A 16,786-nucleotide genomic window follows, 5' to 3' on the forward strand; every position below is an offset into this window, starting at 1 on the left:
TTTAGCACAACATTAACAGTTATTTAAAGCTTCTTGTAATTTCTGCCCAAATTCCTGAGCATGAGGATCATGTAGCATCGTAGCATGATCTCCCGGAACATCATAGACCTTTACTCCTTTTATGGCATATTTATTCCAACTTAAAGATTTTATATCGTCTACAAAATAAACCCTATTTTTAGCTTTAAAAAGGTAAACAAAATTATTAAATGGCTCCAGGTTATACGCTTTAAAAGCTTCCTGGTGTTTTTGATTAATCGCATTGATTTGACTGTAGACCCCCTCCTTCTTTGGATCTTTTCGTAAACCGACCCGATATATCAATTTACGCAGCCCTTTTGTGAATAAGTTATATTGGTAATTTAAGGTACTTGAAGGATCCTTAAGAAAGGATTTAAAAATCCAGAGCAGTTTAGGAAATTGTCGTTTAATTTTCCTTGGTAATTTTACCCGCCATGACTTAGCATAAAAGACATTCTCTGCATCTGTATCAAAAATCCCAAGCATCTTCAGCTCCTTTCCAAGGGAAGCAAATTGTTTAGCCATCTCTATCGCTACATACCCGCCAAAAGAATAACCTGCTACGGCATAAGGACCATTGGGATTATGTGCTATAATTTCACTAACATAATGACTGGCAATATCAGCCAGAGTTTCAGTATGCTGATTAGTTCCATTCAGGTCTGCAGGCTGAAGGCCATAAAGTGGCTGTTCCGCATCTACATATTTTGCAAGGTCTTTAAAACTCAAAACATAGAGACCATCCCCATGTATGATGTATAAAGGCATTTTACTTCCTGTGGCTTTAATGGGAATCAGTGAATGCGACTTCTTCTCTTCCTCTTTATCACTTATAGATGCCAATAAGCCTGCAATAGTTGGCGTTTTAAATAGACTTTCCAGGGGAAGTTTTATACCGGTTTTCCATTCAAATTGAGACATAATATGCAGGCCCATAAGAGAATGTCCACCTAGTTCAAAAAAGTCATCTTCAATACCAATATTTTCAAGGCTAAACACGTCTTGCCAAATGGCAACCATTATTTTCTCCTGAGGAGTAACGGCCTCCTTATGTGATTTGGAAACCTCAGTTGGAATTTCCAGATCCAATAAAGCTTTTCTATCCACCTTACCATTAATATTTAGGGGAAGACTTTGTAGCTCCAGCCATATCGCAGGAACCATATAATCTGGCAATCTTTGCTTTAAATAATCGACATTGGCATGCTTATCGAATTTCCCGGCAGGAACGACATAACAGATCAAGTCCTTCTGACCAGTTTTATTCATTTTTGCAAGCACTACAGCAGCTTTTAAATTCGCTGATTGATTCAATAAGTGCTCAATTTCTCCAAGCTCAACTCTAAATCCGTGAATTTTAACCTGATCATCTTTTCTGCCAATAAACTCCATGTTCATTCCAGGCAACATTCGGCCATGATCCCCTGTTCGGTACATTATCCCACCATAATCCTTATTGAAGGGATCTGGCACAAAAGAAGCCTTTGTTTTTTCTGCATTGTTTGCATAACCTCGCGCTACCCCTACACCACCGATAAATAGTTCTCCTATCTCACCAATTGGCACAGGTTGCAGTTGGTCATTAAGTATGTAAAAGAAATTATTGGCAATAGGTTTACCATACGGAATGCTAATCCAGCTGGATTCTATTTTTTCAATGGGGAAATAATTCGACCATACCGTTGCTTCTGTAGCCCCGCCCAGACTGATTACCGCAGCTGCCGGAAAAAAATGCTTAATTCTATCCGGTAGGCTCACTGGAATCCAATCCCCACTCAAAAACACCAACCTTAAATGATGCTGTTTATAGTCAACATCAGTTGACTCCAGTTCTCTAATCAGGTAGTCAAATGTAGAGGGTACCGAATCCCAAAAAGTAATCTCATAATCCTGGAGCATCTGCAACAATTTATTAAGATCATTTACCTGTTCCTGTGCTGCAATCACTAATGATCCACCAGCAGATAAAATTCCAAATATATCATACACAGAAAGGTCAAAACACATGGAAGTGACGAAAAGTAAACGATCATTTACTCCAACATGAAAGCTGTTATTTACCCATTGAATCAGGTTTACGGCAGAATGATGCGCGATCATTACACCTTTAGGTTTACCGGTTGAGCCGGAGGTATAAATGGTATAAGCCAATTGCTGACTATCGATAGATAAGTCGAGATTGTGCGCACTGTACTCATTTAAGACTAAATCACGAACATTTAATATTTTTAAATCTGGCATCAGCACACTTACTTGATCAGTACCACCAGACACCAATAAGCTTACTGCAGAGTTTGAAAGGATGTAGTGTTGTCTTTCGATTGGATAGTGGGGATCAACAGGTACGTAGGCTCCACCGGCTTTAAGTATGGCATACATGCCAATAATCATGTCAAAATTTCGTTCGGTCAGCAGTCCTACATTATCACCGGGTTTGACACCCAATTCGATAATCCTCCTTGCCAGCTGATTGGACTTTTCATTAACCGCTCTATAAGTTAATGACTCATCTCCTAGCATCAAAGCTACATGATCCGGAGTTCTCAAAACTTGCTCTTCAAACAGGACATGAAGCGTTTTAAGTTTAGGATAAGGAGTGATCGTATTATTAAATAAAATTAGTTCCCGCATTTCTTCATCTGTAATCATAGATCCAGCATGAAATAATTTATCAGACATTCACTCAATAGTTAATGATGATTAAACACAAAAATTTGACCAATTTTTAACTGATAACAGATTGCAATAGAGAACTGTTTTCAAATACTTCAATCATTGAAGAAGGATATTTTTAGACGGCACTCCGTTTAAAAAAAATTACCAGGAAAATTTATTAACTTATGAAACCTTTAACGCCCAACTTATGAGAAGTATATTCTTAATCTTATTCTTTTTATCTACTTCAATTGCAGCTCTTGCACAGTTTACGATAACTGGCAAAGTAATAAATGTGGTAGATAGAAAACCTCTGGAAAGTGCCACCGTGTTTTTAAATAAAACGAATTATGGAACAAAAACAGCTAAGGACGGTAGTTTCACAATTTATAATGTTCAACCTGGTCATTATGAGCTTATGGTTTCCATGATAAGCTTCAAAACTTATAGTGTTCCAATATCGGTGCAGTCTGATACAAAAGTACCAACGATTGCCATAGAGGAGAAAAGAAATCAATTAAATGAAGTTGTGATCATGAGCGCTAAAAAGCCAGGTAGTAAATACATGGATATGTTTAAGCGAGAGCTATTAGGTAATTCAAAATTAGGCAGACAATGTCGCATCATTAATCCGGGAGTGATCCAACTTAACTTCGATCGAAAAGAAAATAACCTCAGGGCCTACACAACGGATTTTATGGTAATTGAGAATAAAGCCCTTGGATATCGTTTGAAGTATTTGGTTGAAGATTTTGAACGGAATGAAAAAACGGAAATTATATCCTATGTAGGCTACGTTTTATTTGAAACGATGGAGGGCAATGATCAGGAACGCCGGGACTGGAATAAAAATCGTCTTGAAGTATATACTGGTTCATTGCAACACTTTCTTAGATCTGTGATCGGAGAGAATATTAACAGAGCAGGAGAACCTGGTTTTTTAGTCGCTGCAGGCACCCGATCACCCAATAGGCTTTGGAACAAGATACCTCGGCAACCTCGCTATATTGAAGTATTAGATACGACAAAGTGGACAGCAGAACAGATCGCGCAGGTAACCGATCAAAAGGGCTTATATGCGCTTCTAATAAACAACGATGTCAACTATATTAAAAAGTGGAAAAATATAATTATACACGGTGCAAAAGGCTTAGAAAGGATCAAAGCTGATACCAGCGAATTTAAAAACTCGTTATATATAACTTATATTAAAGATATCCCCCATAAGCTGGGGAAAGATAATTCCCATATAGAAGAATCTTTCAAGCCTACAGCTGAGATGAATAAAATGGCTAGTTTGATTTCCATTTTTGATGACCATGTTTTCTTTGACCGGAATGGGAACATCCTTAACCCTATGAATTTAAAATTGGAGCAACGCTGGGCCAAACTGCGTCTCGGTGATCTGCTGCCTATTGACTATTTGCCAGATACCGATACTAAGTAGATTAAGGAATTTAATTTTTATCCGCAACGAACTGATTATTTGATTCAACAACCACCGGAATTAAATTATTCTTCCTCATACGCTTTAGAATAAGGAAGAAAATAATTACAAATATTAACCCTGCTATCGCCTCTGCGGAAAGCATGTACCTGCTACCGAACATATCATGTGTCCAGCCATTGAAAGTAGTCATATATACCACTGGCAAATTACCCAAAGAGGACATTAAAGAATATTTGGTGGCTACATTTTTTTTGCCAATTACAAAAAATATAATCGCGGTAAAAGCAGTATACATCAATCCCGTACAAAGCCCATAAGCGAGCACACCCACAATATAAGTTGCCGGATAATAAGGAAACACCGCTATCAAAATAGTAACCAGGGCACAAACAACGCCACTACCCAAATAGGCATTCCAAACACCCCATCGGTCTGTAATCACACCACCTGCCAGGCAACCTATGGCACTCACACCGCCACACAATAATCCAGTAACAAGTACAACGGTATCTGCATCAGTATTCCAGTCTTTTGCCACCGCCGACCATAAATTTGCCATAGCACCAGTTCCAATCGGCATAACAATTAGTATCATGACAAATAGTGCAACGGGTAATTTTATCATGGATAACATATCTTTGCCCATTCCCTTTATTTCCTGTGCTAGGGTTTGCTCTTTAACATGCGGAATGTCTTTGATCAGCAGGATAACCATTGCAAATAAAAGGGAGGCTATACCTAAAACGATACTTGCAAGCTTCAGGTTGTAATGCGTAGCAAGCCACAAACCGGCACCTCCGCCCAAGCCCGTGCTGGCAAGACTACCTGCCTGATACCATCCGGAAGCCCTTCCTTTTCTATTTTCTTTAATTCGCTTTGCCATAAAGCCATTAACAGGCAGTACCGTAAACGTAGCCGTCACTTGCGATACAAAAACAACTGCTGAAAGTAAAGGAGCGTCTTTTAGGGTAAAGGGAATAAAACTAAGTATTAACAATGAAGCAACGCAGGCCAATAAACCTAGCCAATACCACTTATGTAAACTAAGTGATAAATCTACTATCGGTCCCCAAACGAAACGCCATAAGTTAGCCGAAATTCCTATGGCAACAATCCCTGCTGTTAATGCTACAGGAAATCCGTTACGCGTTAGCAAAAAAGGCAATGCTACCGTTACAAAGCCCTGGCTAATCCCCATAGGCATAATGAGGAAAAACATGTAGAACGGCTTTGTATATGGCGCTTCCATTTTAATCTTTTTTGATTAATCTGCTATTATGTGCAACATATAAATGGAACTTCTGTCAAAGGAGAAGTTCGCAAAATTCGATATAAACCAAGCTGATCGCTCATTGGACATGAATTGTCCAAATTTGGCCAACAAATCCTGTAAACGAATCTCCCTTTCCATTCCGCTTTTTCAGTAAAGCCAATAAAGGCCGGAATGGCTGTTGCTACAGATAACTCCATCTTTAAGGATATTGTTTTAATAGAAAGCACAACCGACTAAGAACATGAGCGGATCATTGATCTTGCCAACGATTATCTTTTCGTCTTAAAGCACCTGATTTTCGTGTTGATCCTGATATTCAAAAAACACGGAATAATTTCATGATGTTTACCTTAAGAAAGTAGTAGAATATTTAATTAAACCAGTAATCAGTGATATTGGTAGCGAAAGCAGTAATTGATATCATATGCGAGTAAAAAATAGCTGACATCTTTGTTCGCATAACTTTAATATTTAAGGCCAAAATCGTAACTTATATTTTAAACACATTGTTTTCAATCGGTTATACGATTAGAACAAGAAAAGACCCTAACCAATTCCTTAACTCCAAACCAATGAAAATCAGCAGACGTCATTTTATTAAGAGTACCGGAACAGCAGGCTTTGCGCTATGGCTGGGTCTATCGGCAAAGGGGCTGCCCCAAAAACACACTGCTGGTTCTGCCCTACAGCACTTTTCTCCCTTTATCCGAATTGAAGCGAATGGGAAGATCACGATCTACAATACGAAGCCTGAAATGGGTCAGGGAACTTTCCAGTCTTTCCCTTCATTAATTGCGGAAGAACTGGAAGTAACGCTTGATCAGGTGACGATTTTGCAATCCAATGGAGAAAAAGAATTGGGTACCGGACAAAGAGCAGGCGGAAGCGCCTCGATCAGAACCAGCTATCTTGCCATGAGAAAAGTCGGTGCTGCAGCAAGGGAAGTTCTGATTCTGGCCGCAGCAAATAAATGGAACGTTACACCCGAAAGTTGTTATGCAGATCGGGCTAAAGTGATTCATAAACCATCCAACAAATCATTTACTTATGGAGCGCTGGTGGAAGACGCAAGCAAGTTGGAATTGCCAAAAGAGCCAAAACTTAAGGATCCAAAAAACTTCAATATTCTTGGAAAATCCAGTAAAAGACCTGACGTACCGCTTAAAACTTGCGGTAAAGCCGAATTTGGAATAGATGTCCGCTTACCTGAAATGTTATATGCTTTGGTGGTAAGGTGTCCGGTGATTGGAGGTACACTAAAAACCTTTGATGCCAAGGAGGCTTTAAAGGTTCCGGGAGTAAAAAAAGTGGCGGCCGTCGAGAGAATTGTAGGGAAATATCACTATACCGGAGTCGCCATCATCGCAGATTCTTATTGGAATGCCCTTCAAGGTCGCAAAAAACTCAGGGTTCAGTGGGACACCAAAGGATATGAAACTTTCAATTCTGTGGAATATGAAGCACAGCTACGTAAGCTTGGGGATGAGGAAGGATTAACGGACAAAAATATAGGATCGGTTGAAACCGCCCAGATTTTACCGGAAAATGAGCTGGAGGCATTTTATGAAACACCGATGATTGCCCACCATACTTTAGAGCCCATGAATTGCGTGGCTCAGATCAAAGACAATAAGCTGGAGATATGGACATCCACACAGGTCCCAAGTTCAGTTACCGGAACTGGTGCAAATGATTTACATAAATATGTAGGCTTTACACCAGAAAACATCAAGCTCCATGCTAAATTTATCGGCGGTGGCTTCGGACGGAGGCTTTATATGGATTATATCATTGAAGCGGTTAACGTTGCCAGACTTACGGATAAGCCAGTGAAAGTAATCTGGTCAAGGGAAGAAACCACGCAACAAGGCCCATTCAGGCCAATGACATTTTCAAAGATGAAAGCTGGGTTTTCTACAGCAGGTAAACTGATGACCTTTCAACATAAAGTAATCAGTCCTTCTTATTTTGAGTCCTTCCAGGCGGACTATGATCAGTCCAAAGTGGATTCAATTATGGTAGAGGGTATTGGAGAACAAGCCTATGAGGTCCCAAATTTAAAGACCACCTATGTGCGGGCAGAATGCCATGTGCCTGTTGCGGCATGGCGGTCTGTGACCAGCTCCACATTGGCTTTCGCTCATGAATGTTTTATCGATGAATTGGCTTATAAAGCTGGGAAAGATCCAATGAACTTTCGTTTAGAATTGCTATCCAAGCCCTCTGACAGCAAGAAAGTTTTGCTAAAACTTAAAGAACTCTCCAGCTGGGATACCCCTTTACCGCAGGGAACAGGCAGAGGCGTAGCCATCTGGGATTTTTTTGCCGGGCTGTGTGGTCAAGTCGTGGAGGTTAGCCATCACAAAGATAAATCCATCACCATTGACCGGGTAATTGCCCTTATTGATTTGGGAGAAGTGGTCAATCCTGACAATGTAAAAAACCAGGTGGAGGGTTCCATTATCATGGGGCTCACTGCAGCTATAAAACCTGGAATTACGTTCAAAAATGGTGAAGTAGCAGAACATAATTTTTATGACAATCCTTTGCTCCGGATTCATGAATCTCCAAAAATTGAGGTTCATATTTTAGCCGATGGTGGAAAAATAAAGGGTGTGGGAGAACCTGGCCTGCCTCCCTTTGCTCCTGCTTTAGCCAATGCAATTTTTGCCGCTACCGGAACACGCTTTAGAAAAATGCCTTTTCAATTAAAAACTGAATAAAACGCCTAAAAAAAACACACCAAAAACATTAACTATAAACCAAGCAGTATGATCACCTTAACTATCAATCAGCAACCCTATCAAATAGAGGCAGATCCAGATATGCCATTGTTATGGGCATTGCGAGATCTTATTGGACTCACTGGCACCAAATATGGATGTGGCGTTGCTCAATGTGGCGCATGTGTAGTGCATTTAAACGGCGAAGCAGTGCGGTCATGTGTCACCAAACTGAGCCGTGCAGCAGGACAAAAAATAGTCACCATTGAAGGACTTTCAAAAAACAATGACCATCCCCTTCAGCTGGCATGGAATGAGGTGAGTGTACCCCAATGCGGTTATTGTCATTCCGGACAACTCATGTCTGCAGCAGTATTGCTACGAGAAAACCCAAACCCTACAGATCAGGATATAGACAATGCCATGGCAGGAAATATATGTCGTTGCGGTACATACCCACGCATTCGCAAAGCCATACATCTGGCTGCAGAATTACAAAAAAAGGAAGGGGAAGCGAAATGAAAAAATCAATCATGATCATGTCCATCATCCTTACTATGGTTGGGGTGATGGCTTTCGCTTGGCGCAGCGGAAGTAAAAAAGAAGCTATGCTCCCATTATCTGCACTGCCCTTAAAGAAAGACAGCATCGCTTCTGTTAAAGCTTTTGAAAAAGTTTACCGTGTATTGATGAGTCCACGTTGTATGAACTGTCATCCATCAGGAGATATCCCTTTACAAGGAGATGATAGTCATTTACATGAAATGTTTCCAAAGAGAGGGAAAGATGGTAAAGGACTCTTTGCCATGAAATGTGGAAACTGCCATCAGCCCTCAAATACGCCCGGTAAACACAGTCCTCCCGGAAATGCGGAATGGCATTTACCACCAGCAAATATGAAAATGGTTTTTCAAGGTAAAAGCGCGGCTGAACTCGCTAAACAACTCATTGATCCTAAGCAAAATGGCAATAAGTCTATGAAGCAATTGTTAGCACATTCCGAGGATGGTTTAGTACGTTGGGGTTGGAAGCCTGGAGAAGGTAGAACCTTACCGCCTATGAGCCATGCAGAATTCAAAAAAGCCTGGGAAACCTGGATAAATAACGGCGCCTACGCTCCTAAATCAAATCAATAAAAACCAACAAGATGAACACTAATCAGGTATCCAGAAGAGATTTCCTCAGAGTTTCAGGTCTGGCAGGCACAGCATTGTGTCTAGGTTTCTATTTCCCTTCCAGCGCTAAGGAAGCAGAGATCATAAATACTACAGGAACAGCAAGTTCAGAAATAGAACTTAATGCCTGGATTCATATTGATACCAATGGCAAAGTAACGATTTTCAACCACCGTGCCGAAATGGGCCAGGGTTCTTTTCAATCGGTTCCACAAATTATAGCTGAAGAACTCGAAGTTGATCTGAAAGATGTAAATATTGTTTTCGCACAAGGTAACCGCGAAAAATACGGCAATCAGGTAACTGGAGGAAGTTCAACAATACGGAGTTCCTATAAGAACCTATTAAAATTAAGTGCCACTGCCCGCGTGATGCTGATCAGTGTTGCTGCACAGAAATGGGCGGTCAGTCTGGCAGACTGCTATGCAGCGTCTGGTCATGTATTCCATAAAACTTCCGGCAATAAATTCCACTATGGAGAACTTGTTGTAGATGCTTCTAAACTAGCCACACCAAAAGAAGTAATCCTTAAAAAAACATCGGAATATAAACTGATTCGGAAACCCCTGCTCAGACAGGATACTCCATTAAAAACAAATGGTACTGCCATATTTGGCCTGGACAAAAAGTTACCCGGCATGCTGTATGCTACTGTAGAGCGTAACCCCAGACTACGGGGTGTGGTAAAAAGTTTTGACGCCAGCGCTGCATTGAAAGTACCGGGGGTCATCAAGGTATTCAAAGTTCGCATGGGTGTTTTCAAAACTTTCCGTGAAGGTGTAGCCGTAGTAGCCAATTCTACCTGGGCAGCTATGCAGGGGAAAAAAGCGTTAAAAGTAGCATGGGACGATACTGGCTTTGAACACATCAATACTGCTGACATTTACAAACGTCAGCAAGATAGTCTTCAAACCCAGGAAGGCTTATTCGCAAAAAAACAAGGAGAGCCCGATGCCATACTTAAACAGGCAGAAAAAACTGTAGATGTGGTATACCAGACTCCGTACCAATCCCATAGTTGTATGGAACCTGTAAACTGTGTTGCCCATTATCAGGGCGACAAAGTAGAAATTTGGGGGCCTATTCAGGCTCCGGAATGGGTGCAGGATTACATAAGTGAGCAATTGGGCCTTGCTAAAGAGAAAGTTATTGTAAACATGACCTTCTTAGGTGGTGGTTTTGGAAGAAAAGCATTTATGGATTATCCCCATGAGGCCACCATGATTTCCAAAGAAATGAGCGCTCCTGTTCAGGTGGTATGGACCAGAGAAGATGATGCTACGCAGGGGCCCTATCGTCCTGGAATTTCCTACAGGTGCCAGGGAGCAATTAAAGATGGAGAGATTACTGCATTAAAATTCCGCATGGCAGGTCAAAACAACGACCACTGGAGGGCTGGTAAAACTGATCAGGCCAACCGCAGTACAGCAGAAGGTTTTCTAAAACCATATTATGATAGCATCAAAAATATCAGCTTTGCTGAGGTGCAATTCGAAACACCAATACCGACGATGTGGTGGAGGTCAGTGTATGCTTCAACCAACGGCTTTGCTTATGAAAGTTTTTTGGATGAAATTGCATTAGCAGCCGGAAAAGATCCTTTAGCACTCCGCAGACAATATTTACAAGAGGAACGTTCCCAACTGCTGATTGACAAAATGGAAGCGGTTTCCGGCTGGAAGCAGAGAAAGAAAAATGAAGGTTTTGGTGTGGCGATTACCGAGTGTTTTGCCAGTACTGTTGGCCAGATTGTCAAAGTCTCCAGAGCTGAAAATGGAAAAATTAAAATTGATCAGGTCTGGGCAGTAATGGATTGCGGCTGGTATGTAAACCCTGACATCATCAAGGCACAGGTAGAAGGCAGTATCGTCATGGCCCTGGGCGCAGCTACCATTCATGAAATCACTTTTAAAGATGGGCTCGTAGAACAAAGTAATTTCTATAACTATAAAATGCCAAGAATTACAGACATTCCGCCAATTGAGGTATACATCATGGAAAATGAGGCCAATGCTGGTGGTGTTGGAGAGCCAGGTTTACCAGCCTTCGCTCCCGCCCTGACTAATGCCATATTTGATTTAACAGGAAAGCGGATTCGCAAACTTCCTTTTGATTTGAGCGCAGTTTAAATATCCCCATGAAAGAAATCAGCGACATACTTAAAGCTTACAAAAAGGCAGTAAAAGCGCAGCAGAAAACTGCGCTGGCTACTGTTGTTAAGGTGGAAGGATCTTCCTATCGCCGACCAGGTGCCAGGATGCTGATCACTGAAGATGGTCAGCTAACGGGTGCCATCAGTGGCGGATGTTTGGAAGGAGACGCCCTAAGAAAAGCACTCTCGGCTATCGTACAACAAGAAAACAAACTGATTACTTACGATACTACCGATGAAGAAGATGCAAAAATTGGCGTTCAGCTGGGTTGCAATGGCATTGTCCATATTCTTTTTGAACCCATAAAAGATCAGGATCCGCTGAACCCCATCGCACTTTTAGAAGCGTTAATCGCTGTACGGGAAGATGCAGTGATAGTTACCTTATTTTCATTGACAGAAAAGAATCAACCAGGTAGTAGTATGCTATACCGAGCCGGAAATATAAAGTCCCGCATTTCTGGTACTTTAAATAAAGCGCTGATCGAAGGTGCCGGGCTTGCTTTACAACAGAAAACATCATCATTTAAACATGATGAGCAAGGAGCATCTCCTATCGATGTCTTTTTTGAATTCATCCGGCCGGCTATCTCCCTGGTCATTGCCGGGGCAGGAAATGATGCTCAACCTTTGTCAGAAATGGCTTATTTACTGGGCTGGGAAGTTATGGTGGTAGATGGAAGACCTACTCATGCCTCAAGTTTACGCTTTCCAAACGCAACACGTGTCATCATTGCTAAACCAGAACAGGTTTTATCTCAGATAAATATAGATGAACAAACGGCATTTGTGCTGATGACACACAATTACAATTATGACCTCGCCTTACTCAACATACTTTTAGATACAAATACCCCATATATTGGGAGTCTAGGACCTAAAAAGAAACTGATCCGGATGCTCGATGAGTTAGATCGCAACATCAGCGTTAACCAATTAAGGGTTCATGGTCCTGTAGGCCTTGATATTGGTGCAGAAACGGCAGAAGAAATCGCCATCTCTATCCTTGCAGAGATTAAAGCTGTTTTTTCAGGAGCTTCTGCAAGTTCCCTGAAAGCGAAAAGTAGTCCAATTCACCATCAGGAAAAGAAAATCGAGTTATGAAAACTGGAATCATCATATTGGCAGCAGGCAACTCCAGTCGATTGGGAAAACCAAAGCAATTGCTACACTATCAAGGAGAAAGCCTGCTGGAAATTGTGAGCAAAGCAGCAATTCAATCGTCCTGTAATCCCATTATCATCGTTCTTGGTGCATATGCCAAGGAGATTTCAGCAGCACATAGACTTAATGGGCCTACTTATGTGGTCAATTACAATTGGGAAAAAGGTATGTCATCCAGCATTGCAGTTGGAATGTCTGCGGCTTTAGCCCATACTAAAGATTTAGATCAAGTGATCATTTCAGTATCAGATCAGCCTTTTATCAGTTCAGAAATCATAGAGAACCTAATCAAAAGACAACAAGAGAGCCGGAAAGGAATCGTCTCATGCAGCTATGCCCAAACTTCGGGTACACCCGTCCTGTTTCGTAAAAAGTACTTTCCTCAGCTTTTGTCACTCCATGGAAATCAAGGAGCAAAACAGCTTTTGAAACAATATCCCGAAGATAGCAGTAGCCTGGTTTTTGAACTTGGTTATATCGATATTGACACGGAATCAGATTATAACAACTTAAAACTTCAGCGATGATAGCGGATTCTTTTGGACGAGTACATGATTACCTGCGGATATCGCTTACCGATAACTGCAATTTCCGCTGTTTTTATTGCATGCCGGAAGAAGAATACGACTTTACTCCTGCATCGAGGTTGATGCAAACGGATGAGATTGTTCAACTTGCGAAAATATTCGTCGGGCAGGGCGTTAAAAAAATTCGGTTAACGGGTGGAGAACCGCTGGTACGTAAGGATGCCGCGGAGATTATCCTGGCATTAGGTCAGCTTCCGGTAGAATTGGTCATCACCACCAATGGAACACGGATTGCAGAAATGCTGCCCACGCTATTAGAAGCTGGCATAAAAACGGTAAACATCAGTCTGGATACGCTACAACCTGAAAAATTCCTGCTCATTACCCGGAGAGATCTTTTTCATCAGGTCCGCAGCAACATAGAACTGCTTTTACAGCATAAGCTTACCGTAAAAATCAATATGGTAGTGATGAAAGGCCTCAATGACGAGGAGATTAAAGATTTTATACGCTGGACAAAACATCACCCGATTCAGATCCGATTCATAGAATTCATGCCTTTTAGCGGGAACAAATGGACCAGTAACAAAATGTTTTCTCTCGATGAAATCCTGGCCAGCATCGCTAAAGATTTCGCCTACATGCCCGTTAAAGGGGAAGTTCATGACACGGCTAAACATTTTATGATTCCAGGCCATGAGGGCTCTTTTGCCGTGATCAGCACGATGACAGCTCCTTTTTGCAGTACTTGTAACAGGATGCGTTTGACAGCAGATGGGAAACTTAAAAACTGTCTTTTTAGTGACGGGGAGACCGATTTACTGAGTGCACTCAGAAATAATGAAGATATACTCCCCTTGATTCAAGCTTCTATATGGGCTAAGAAGAAGGAACTCGGCGGACAATTAAATACCCATTTTGAAAAACTAGATGCTGCTGCAATTCACAACAGAAGCATGATTACCATAGGAGGATAAGTCTTTAACATGATTACAGTCACAGCAGCAAAAACACTCATTTCAAGCCACATTAGCCCATTAGATCCTACCTTGGTTAGCTTAGATAAAGCATCCGGATTAATTCTAGCACAAGATATTTATGCAGGTTGCGATATACCAGCCTTCAAACAGTCATCCATGGACGGTTATGCCTTTAGATTTACTGACCTGGGAAAGGAACTTATTCTGGCCGGAGAAATGGCTGCAGGAACAGATCAGTCATTTACCTTAAAAGAAGGAGAAGCCAGTCGGATATTTACTGGCGCTCCATTACCTGTTGCTGCAGATACGGTGGTGATGCAGGAAAAAGTAACTTTAAGCAATGGCAAAATCCGGTTTCAAGGCGAACACATGCAACCTGGAACCAATGTCCGTGATCAGGGTGCGGAAATCAGATCCGGTGAATTGGCAATGAAAAAAGGAACCTTGTTGAGCCCTGCCGCAGTAGGATTTCTTGCTGGAATTGGCATCCTCCATTTGCAGGTTTTTCCATTGCCAAGAATCTCGATCATTGTCACCGGAAAAGAGTTACAGCAACCCGGACTTGCGCTTGGTTTTGGCCAGGTGTATGAATCCAACTCCTATTCTCTTTCTTCGGCATTAAAAATAGAAGGCATCACGCCAATAAATATTTTTCAGGCAGATGATGAATTAACGGTGTTGACTCAAGTATTGGAGGAAGCACTTCAAATTAGTGATGTGGTGTTACTTACCGGCGGCGTCAGTGTTGGAGATTACGATTTTGTTTTGGAAGCATCCAGAAATTGTGCGATAAAACAGGTGTTCCACAAGGTAAAACAGAAGCCTGGAAAACCCTTGTTTTTTGGTAAAAAAGGACCTAAACTGATCTTTGGTTTACCCGGAAATCCTTCCTCAGTTTTGAGTTGCTATTACAATTACGTACTTCCTGGAATTAAGCAGTTGTCGCAGCAAGCAGACAGTGTAAGCTATATCCAGGCAAAACTGACTAAAGCTTATCAAAAACCAGCCGGTCTGAGCCATTTCCTGAAGGGAAGCTATGAAAATGGGCAGGTAAGTCCACTAAATGCACAAGAATCTTTTCGCCTCAGTTCCTTTGCGCTGGCAAACTGTCTCATTTGCCTGGAGGAAGCTAAGGAAGAATTCCTGACTGGTGAAACCGTAACTATAATGATGCTACCCCAATAATTTTATGGAAGAAAACTTTATCCTTTTTTACGGCTTACTATTTATAGTAGCCTTTTTATATGCCTCTGTAGGACATGGAGGAGCTAGCGGTTATTTAGCACTCATGGCCATTTTTGCCGTCTCACCAACAATTATGAAACCGACGGCCTTACTTTTAAATCTATTTGTATCCTCCACCTCATTTATTCAGTTTTACAGAGGCGGTTATTTCAAATGGAAAACATTCTGGCCATTTGCACTCTCCTCGATCCCACTGTCTTTTGTAGGGGGAATGATGGCGATTGAGAGTTCTATCTACAAAAAAATTCTGGGTATTTTATTACTGATTCCAGTGATCCGTTTTCTCTTTTTTAAGAACACAGACCCTAAAGATTTCAAGCCTTCAAATATTCCGCTTTCTCTACTCATTGGCGGTGTTATTGGACTCCTCTCTGGCATGATTGGTATTGGTGGTGGCATCATCCTCTCTCCCATTTTGCTGCTGCTAAAATGGACCGATCAGAAGCAAACCGCTGCCATCAGTGCTGCCTTTATTTTTGTAAACTCTGTTGCTGGTCTGGGTGGTCAACTGATCAAAGGTTTTGAATTTAACAGTGCTATGTTGGCCTATGTAGGGGTTGCTTTTGCTGGAGGAATATGTGGTGCCTATTTCGGTGCTTTAAAATTCCCACAAAATGTTTTAAAAAATGTACTGGCTGGCGTCCTTGCCTTAGCTGCTTATAAGTTAATATTTACCCATGCTTAATATGAAATACCTGGTTCCCTTTTTATTGTTTTTCTGCTTGTCTGCCAATGCGCAGGAAAGCAAGCAGTTTATTGTTGATGGTCAAGTAAAAAAAACACTCACCATCAGTCTGGATGCAATCCAGCAACATAAAATGATCAGTCTTGATAGTCTGACCATTTACAACCACCTGATGCAAAGAAAAAGTAGTGTTAAAAACATAAAAGCGGCACTATTGAAAGATGTATTGGCTGGTGTAGAAATTACTGCTGGTCACCCAAAAGAACTGAGCGAGTATTACCTTGTTTGTACCGCTACCGATAATTACAAAGTTGTCCTTTCCTGGAATGAGGTCTTCAATTCTAAGAATGACAGCGTCTTGATTCTAAGCAGTTTTGATGTCGATCCGACAAAAAAAGAAAATGGGAATATTGCGATGATTGTGACTACAGACCAGGCAACAGGTAGAAGATTCGTAAAAGGACTGAGCAAAATCAGCATTTTAAGGTTAAATTAGTATTATGGAAATTGACATCATCAGTTTTGGAAAGATATCCGAATTTATAAAGAACCAGAGAGTAGACATTACTGGTATCAGTGATACAGATGCCTTAAAAATATACCTGGAAAAGACTTTCCCCGAGATTAGTCAGATGAAATATAAGCTGGCCTTAAATGAAAATCTTATTCAGCAGAATACCCAAATTTCAGGGAATGATCTGGTCGCAATTATGCCCCCTTTTTCCGGAGGTTAAAA

At 41.2% G+C, this 16,786-nt stretch carries 14 protein-coding genes; 12 read left to right on the plus strand and 2 right to left on the minus strand.

Translation table 11 applies throughout. From position 1 onward, the window contains the following. Positions 1–12: 12 nt before the first annotated feature. Complete coding sequence (locus GM920_RS03810) at positions 13–2,700, minus strand: non-ribosomal peptide synthetase (protein WP_182953557.1); 2,688 nt, start codon at positions 2,698–2,700, stop codon at positions 13–15. A gap of 184 nt (positions 2,701–2,884) precedes the next feature. Between GM920_RS03810 and GM920_RS03815 the strand changes: the two genes are divergently transcribed. After that, positions 2,885–4,123: a carboxypeptidase-like regulatory domain-containing protein gene (locus GM920_RS03815; protein ID WP_182953558.1), complete on the plus strand. Its 1,239-nt coding sequence runs from the start codon at positions 2,885–2,887 to the stop codon at positions 4,121–4,123. Between the two features lie 10 nt (positions 4,124–4,133). Here GM920_RS03815 and GM920_RS03820 read toward each other — a convergent pair whose 3' ends face one another. Beyond that, on the minus strand, positions 4,134–5,345 hold the full coding sequence (locus GM920_RS03820; protein WP_182953560.1) for an MFS transporter: 1,212 nt from the start codon (positions 5,343–5,345) through the stop codon (positions 4,134–4,136). A gap of 626 nt (positions 5,346–5,971) precedes the next feature. Here GM920_RS03820 and GM920_RS03825 point away from each other — a divergent pair. The 11 genes from GM920_RS03825 to GM920_RS03875 are packed head-to-tail and all read left to right on the plus strand — an operon-like array spanning position 5,972 to position 16,784. Continuing rightward, positions 5,972–8,122, plus strand: a complete 2,151-nt coding sequence (locus GM920_RS03825) for a xanthine dehydrogenase family protein molybdopterin-binding subunit (RefSeq protein ID WP_182953562.1) — start codon at positions 5,972–5,974, stop codon at positions 8,120–8,122. A 48-nt stretch (positions 8,123–8,170) separates the two neighbouring features. Next, the gene (locus tag GM920_RS03830) at positions 8,171–8,644 is read left to right on the plus strand and encodes a (2Fe-2S)-binding protein (RefSeq protein WP_182953564.1); all 474 of its coding nucleotides are present in this window, start codon (positions 8,171–8,173) and stop codon (positions 8,642–8,644) included. Beyond that, positions 8,641–9,258 carry a hypothetical protein gene (locus tag GM920_RS03835; protein WP_182953566.1) on the plus strand — a complete coding sequence of 206 codons (618 nt, stop codon included), beginning with the start codon at positions 8,641–8,643 and terminating at the stop codon, positions 9,256–9,258. The genes GM920_RS03830 and GM920_RS03835 overlap by 4 nt, the downstream gene beginning before the upstream one ends. Before the next feature lie 11 nt (positions 9,259–9,269). Continuing rightward, the gene (locus tag GM920_RS03840) at positions 9,270–11,426 is read left to right on the plus strand and encodes a xanthine dehydrogenase family protein molybdopterin-binding subunit (RefSeq protein ID WP_182953568.1); all 2,157 of its coding nucleotides are present in this window, start codon (positions 9,270–9,272) and stop codon (positions 11,424–11,426) included. Positions 11,427–11,434: 8 nt separating this feature from the next. Then, the gene (locus GM920_RS03845; RefSeq protein ID WP_182953570.1) at positions 11,435–12,553 is read left to right on the plus strand and encodes an XdhC family protein; all 1,119 of its coding nucleotides are present in this window, start codon (positions 11,435–11,437) and stop codon (positions 12,551–12,553) included. Beyond that, on the plus strand, positions 12,550–13,140 hold the full coding sequence (locus GM920_RS03850) for a nucleotidyltransferase family protein (protein WP_182953571.1): 591 nt from the start codon (positions 12,550–12,552) through the stop codon (positions 13,138–13,140). Before GM920_RS03845 ends, GM920_RS03850 begins: the two co-directional genes overlap by 4 nt. Then, the gene (gene moaA / locus GM920_RS03855; protein ID WP_182953573.1) at positions 13,137–14,117 is read left to right on the plus strand and encodes a GTP 3',8-cyclase MoaA; all 981 of its coding nucleotides are present in this window, start codon (positions 13,137–13,139) and stop codon (positions 14,115–14,117) included. Before GM920_RS03850 ends, moaA begins: the two co-directional genes overlap by 4 nt. 9 nt (positions 14,118–14,126) lie before the next feature. Continuing rightward, positions 14,127–15,305, plus strand: a complete 1,179-nt coding sequence (locus GM920_RS03860; protein ID WP_182953575.1) for a molybdopterin molybdotransferase MoeA — start codon at positions 14,127–14,129, stop codon at positions 15,303–15,305. A gap of 4 nt (positions 15,306–15,309) precedes the next feature. Continuing rightward, complete coding sequence (locus tag GM920_RS03865; RefSeq protein WP_182953576.1) at positions 15,310–16,050, plus strand: sulfite exporter TauE/SafE family protein; 741 nt, start codon at positions 15,310–15,312, stop codon at positions 16,048–16,050. A 1-nt stretch (position 16,051) separates the two neighbouring features. After that, positions 16,052–16,546: a molybdopterin-binding protein gene (locus GM920_RS03870; RefSeq protein WP_182953578.1), complete on the plus strand. Its 495-nt coding sequence runs from the start codon at positions 16,052–16,054 to the stop codon at positions 16,544–16,546. A 4-nt stretch (positions 16,547–16,550) separates the two neighbouring features. Beyond that, positions 16,551–16,784: a MoaD/ThiS family protein gene (locus GM920_RS03875; RefSeq protein ID WP_182953580.1), complete on the plus strand. Its 234-nt coding sequence runs from the start codon at positions 16,551–16,553 to the stop codon at positions 16,782–16,784. The last annotated feature ends 2 nt before the right edge of the window (positions 16,785–16,786 follow it).

It is taken from the genome of Pedobacter gandavensis, assembly GCF_014172405.1.
GTDB lineage: Bacteria > Bacteroidota > Bacteroidia > Sphingobacteriales > Sphingobacteriaceae > Pedobacter > Pedobacter gandavensis.

Bases quoted from the DNA above. Each gene is read 5' to 3' on its own strand.
- GM920_RS03840 (WP_182953568.1), top strand. From the start codon at position 9,270: ATGAACACTAATCAGGTATCCAGAAGAGATTTCCTCAGAGTTTCAGGT.
- GM920_RS03860 (WP_182953575.1), top strand. From the start codon at position 14,127: ATGATTACAGTCACAGCAGCAAAAACACTCATTTCAAGCCACATTAGC.
- GM920_RS03865 (WP_182953576.1), top strand. From the start codon at position 15,310: ATGGAAGAAAACTTTATCCTTTTTTACGGCTTACTATTTATAGTAGCC.
- moaA (WP_182953573.1), top strand. From the start codon at position 13,137: ATGATAGCGGATTCTTTTGGACGAGTACATGATTACCTGCGGATATCG.
- GM920_RS03875 (WP_182953580.1), top strand. From the start codon at position 16,551: ATGGAAATTGACATCATCAGTTTTGGAAAGATATCCGAATTTATAAAG.
- GM920_RS03845 (WP_182953570.1), top strand. From the start codon at position 11,435: ATGAAAGAAATCAGCGACATACTTAAAGCTTACAAAAAGGCAGTAAAA.
- GM920_RS03820 (WP_182953560.1), bottom strand. From the start codon at position 5,345: ATGTTTTTCCTCATTATGCCTATGGGGATTAGCCAGGGCTTTGTAACG.
- GM920_RS03850 (WP_182953571.1), top strand. From the start codon at position 12,550: ATGAAAACTGGAATCATCATATTGGCAGCAGGCAACTCCAGTCGATTG.
- GM920_RS03835 (WP_182953566.1), top strand. From the start codon at position 8,641: ATGAAAAAATCAATCATGATCATGTCCATCATCCTTACTATGGTTGGG.
- GM920_RS03810 (WP_182953557.1), bottom strand. From the start codon at position 2,700: ATGTCTGATAAATTATTTCATGCTGGATCTATGATTACAGATGAAGAA.
- GM920_RS03830 (WP_182953564.1), top strand. From the start codon at position 8,171: ATGATCACCTTAACTATCAATCAGCAACCCTATCAAATAGAGGCAGAT.
- GM920_RS03825 (WP_182953562.1), top strand. From the start codon at position 5,972: ATGAAAATCAGCAGACGTCATTTTATTAAGAGTACCGGAACAGCAGGC.
- GM920_RS03815 (WP_182953558.1), top strand. From the start codon at position 2,885: ATGAGAAGTATATTCTTAATCTTATTCTTTTTATCTACTTCAATTGCA.
- GM920_RS03870 (WP_182953578.1), top strand. From the start codon at position 16,052: ATGAAATACCTGGTTCCCTTTTTATTGTTTTTCTGCTTGTCTGCCAAT.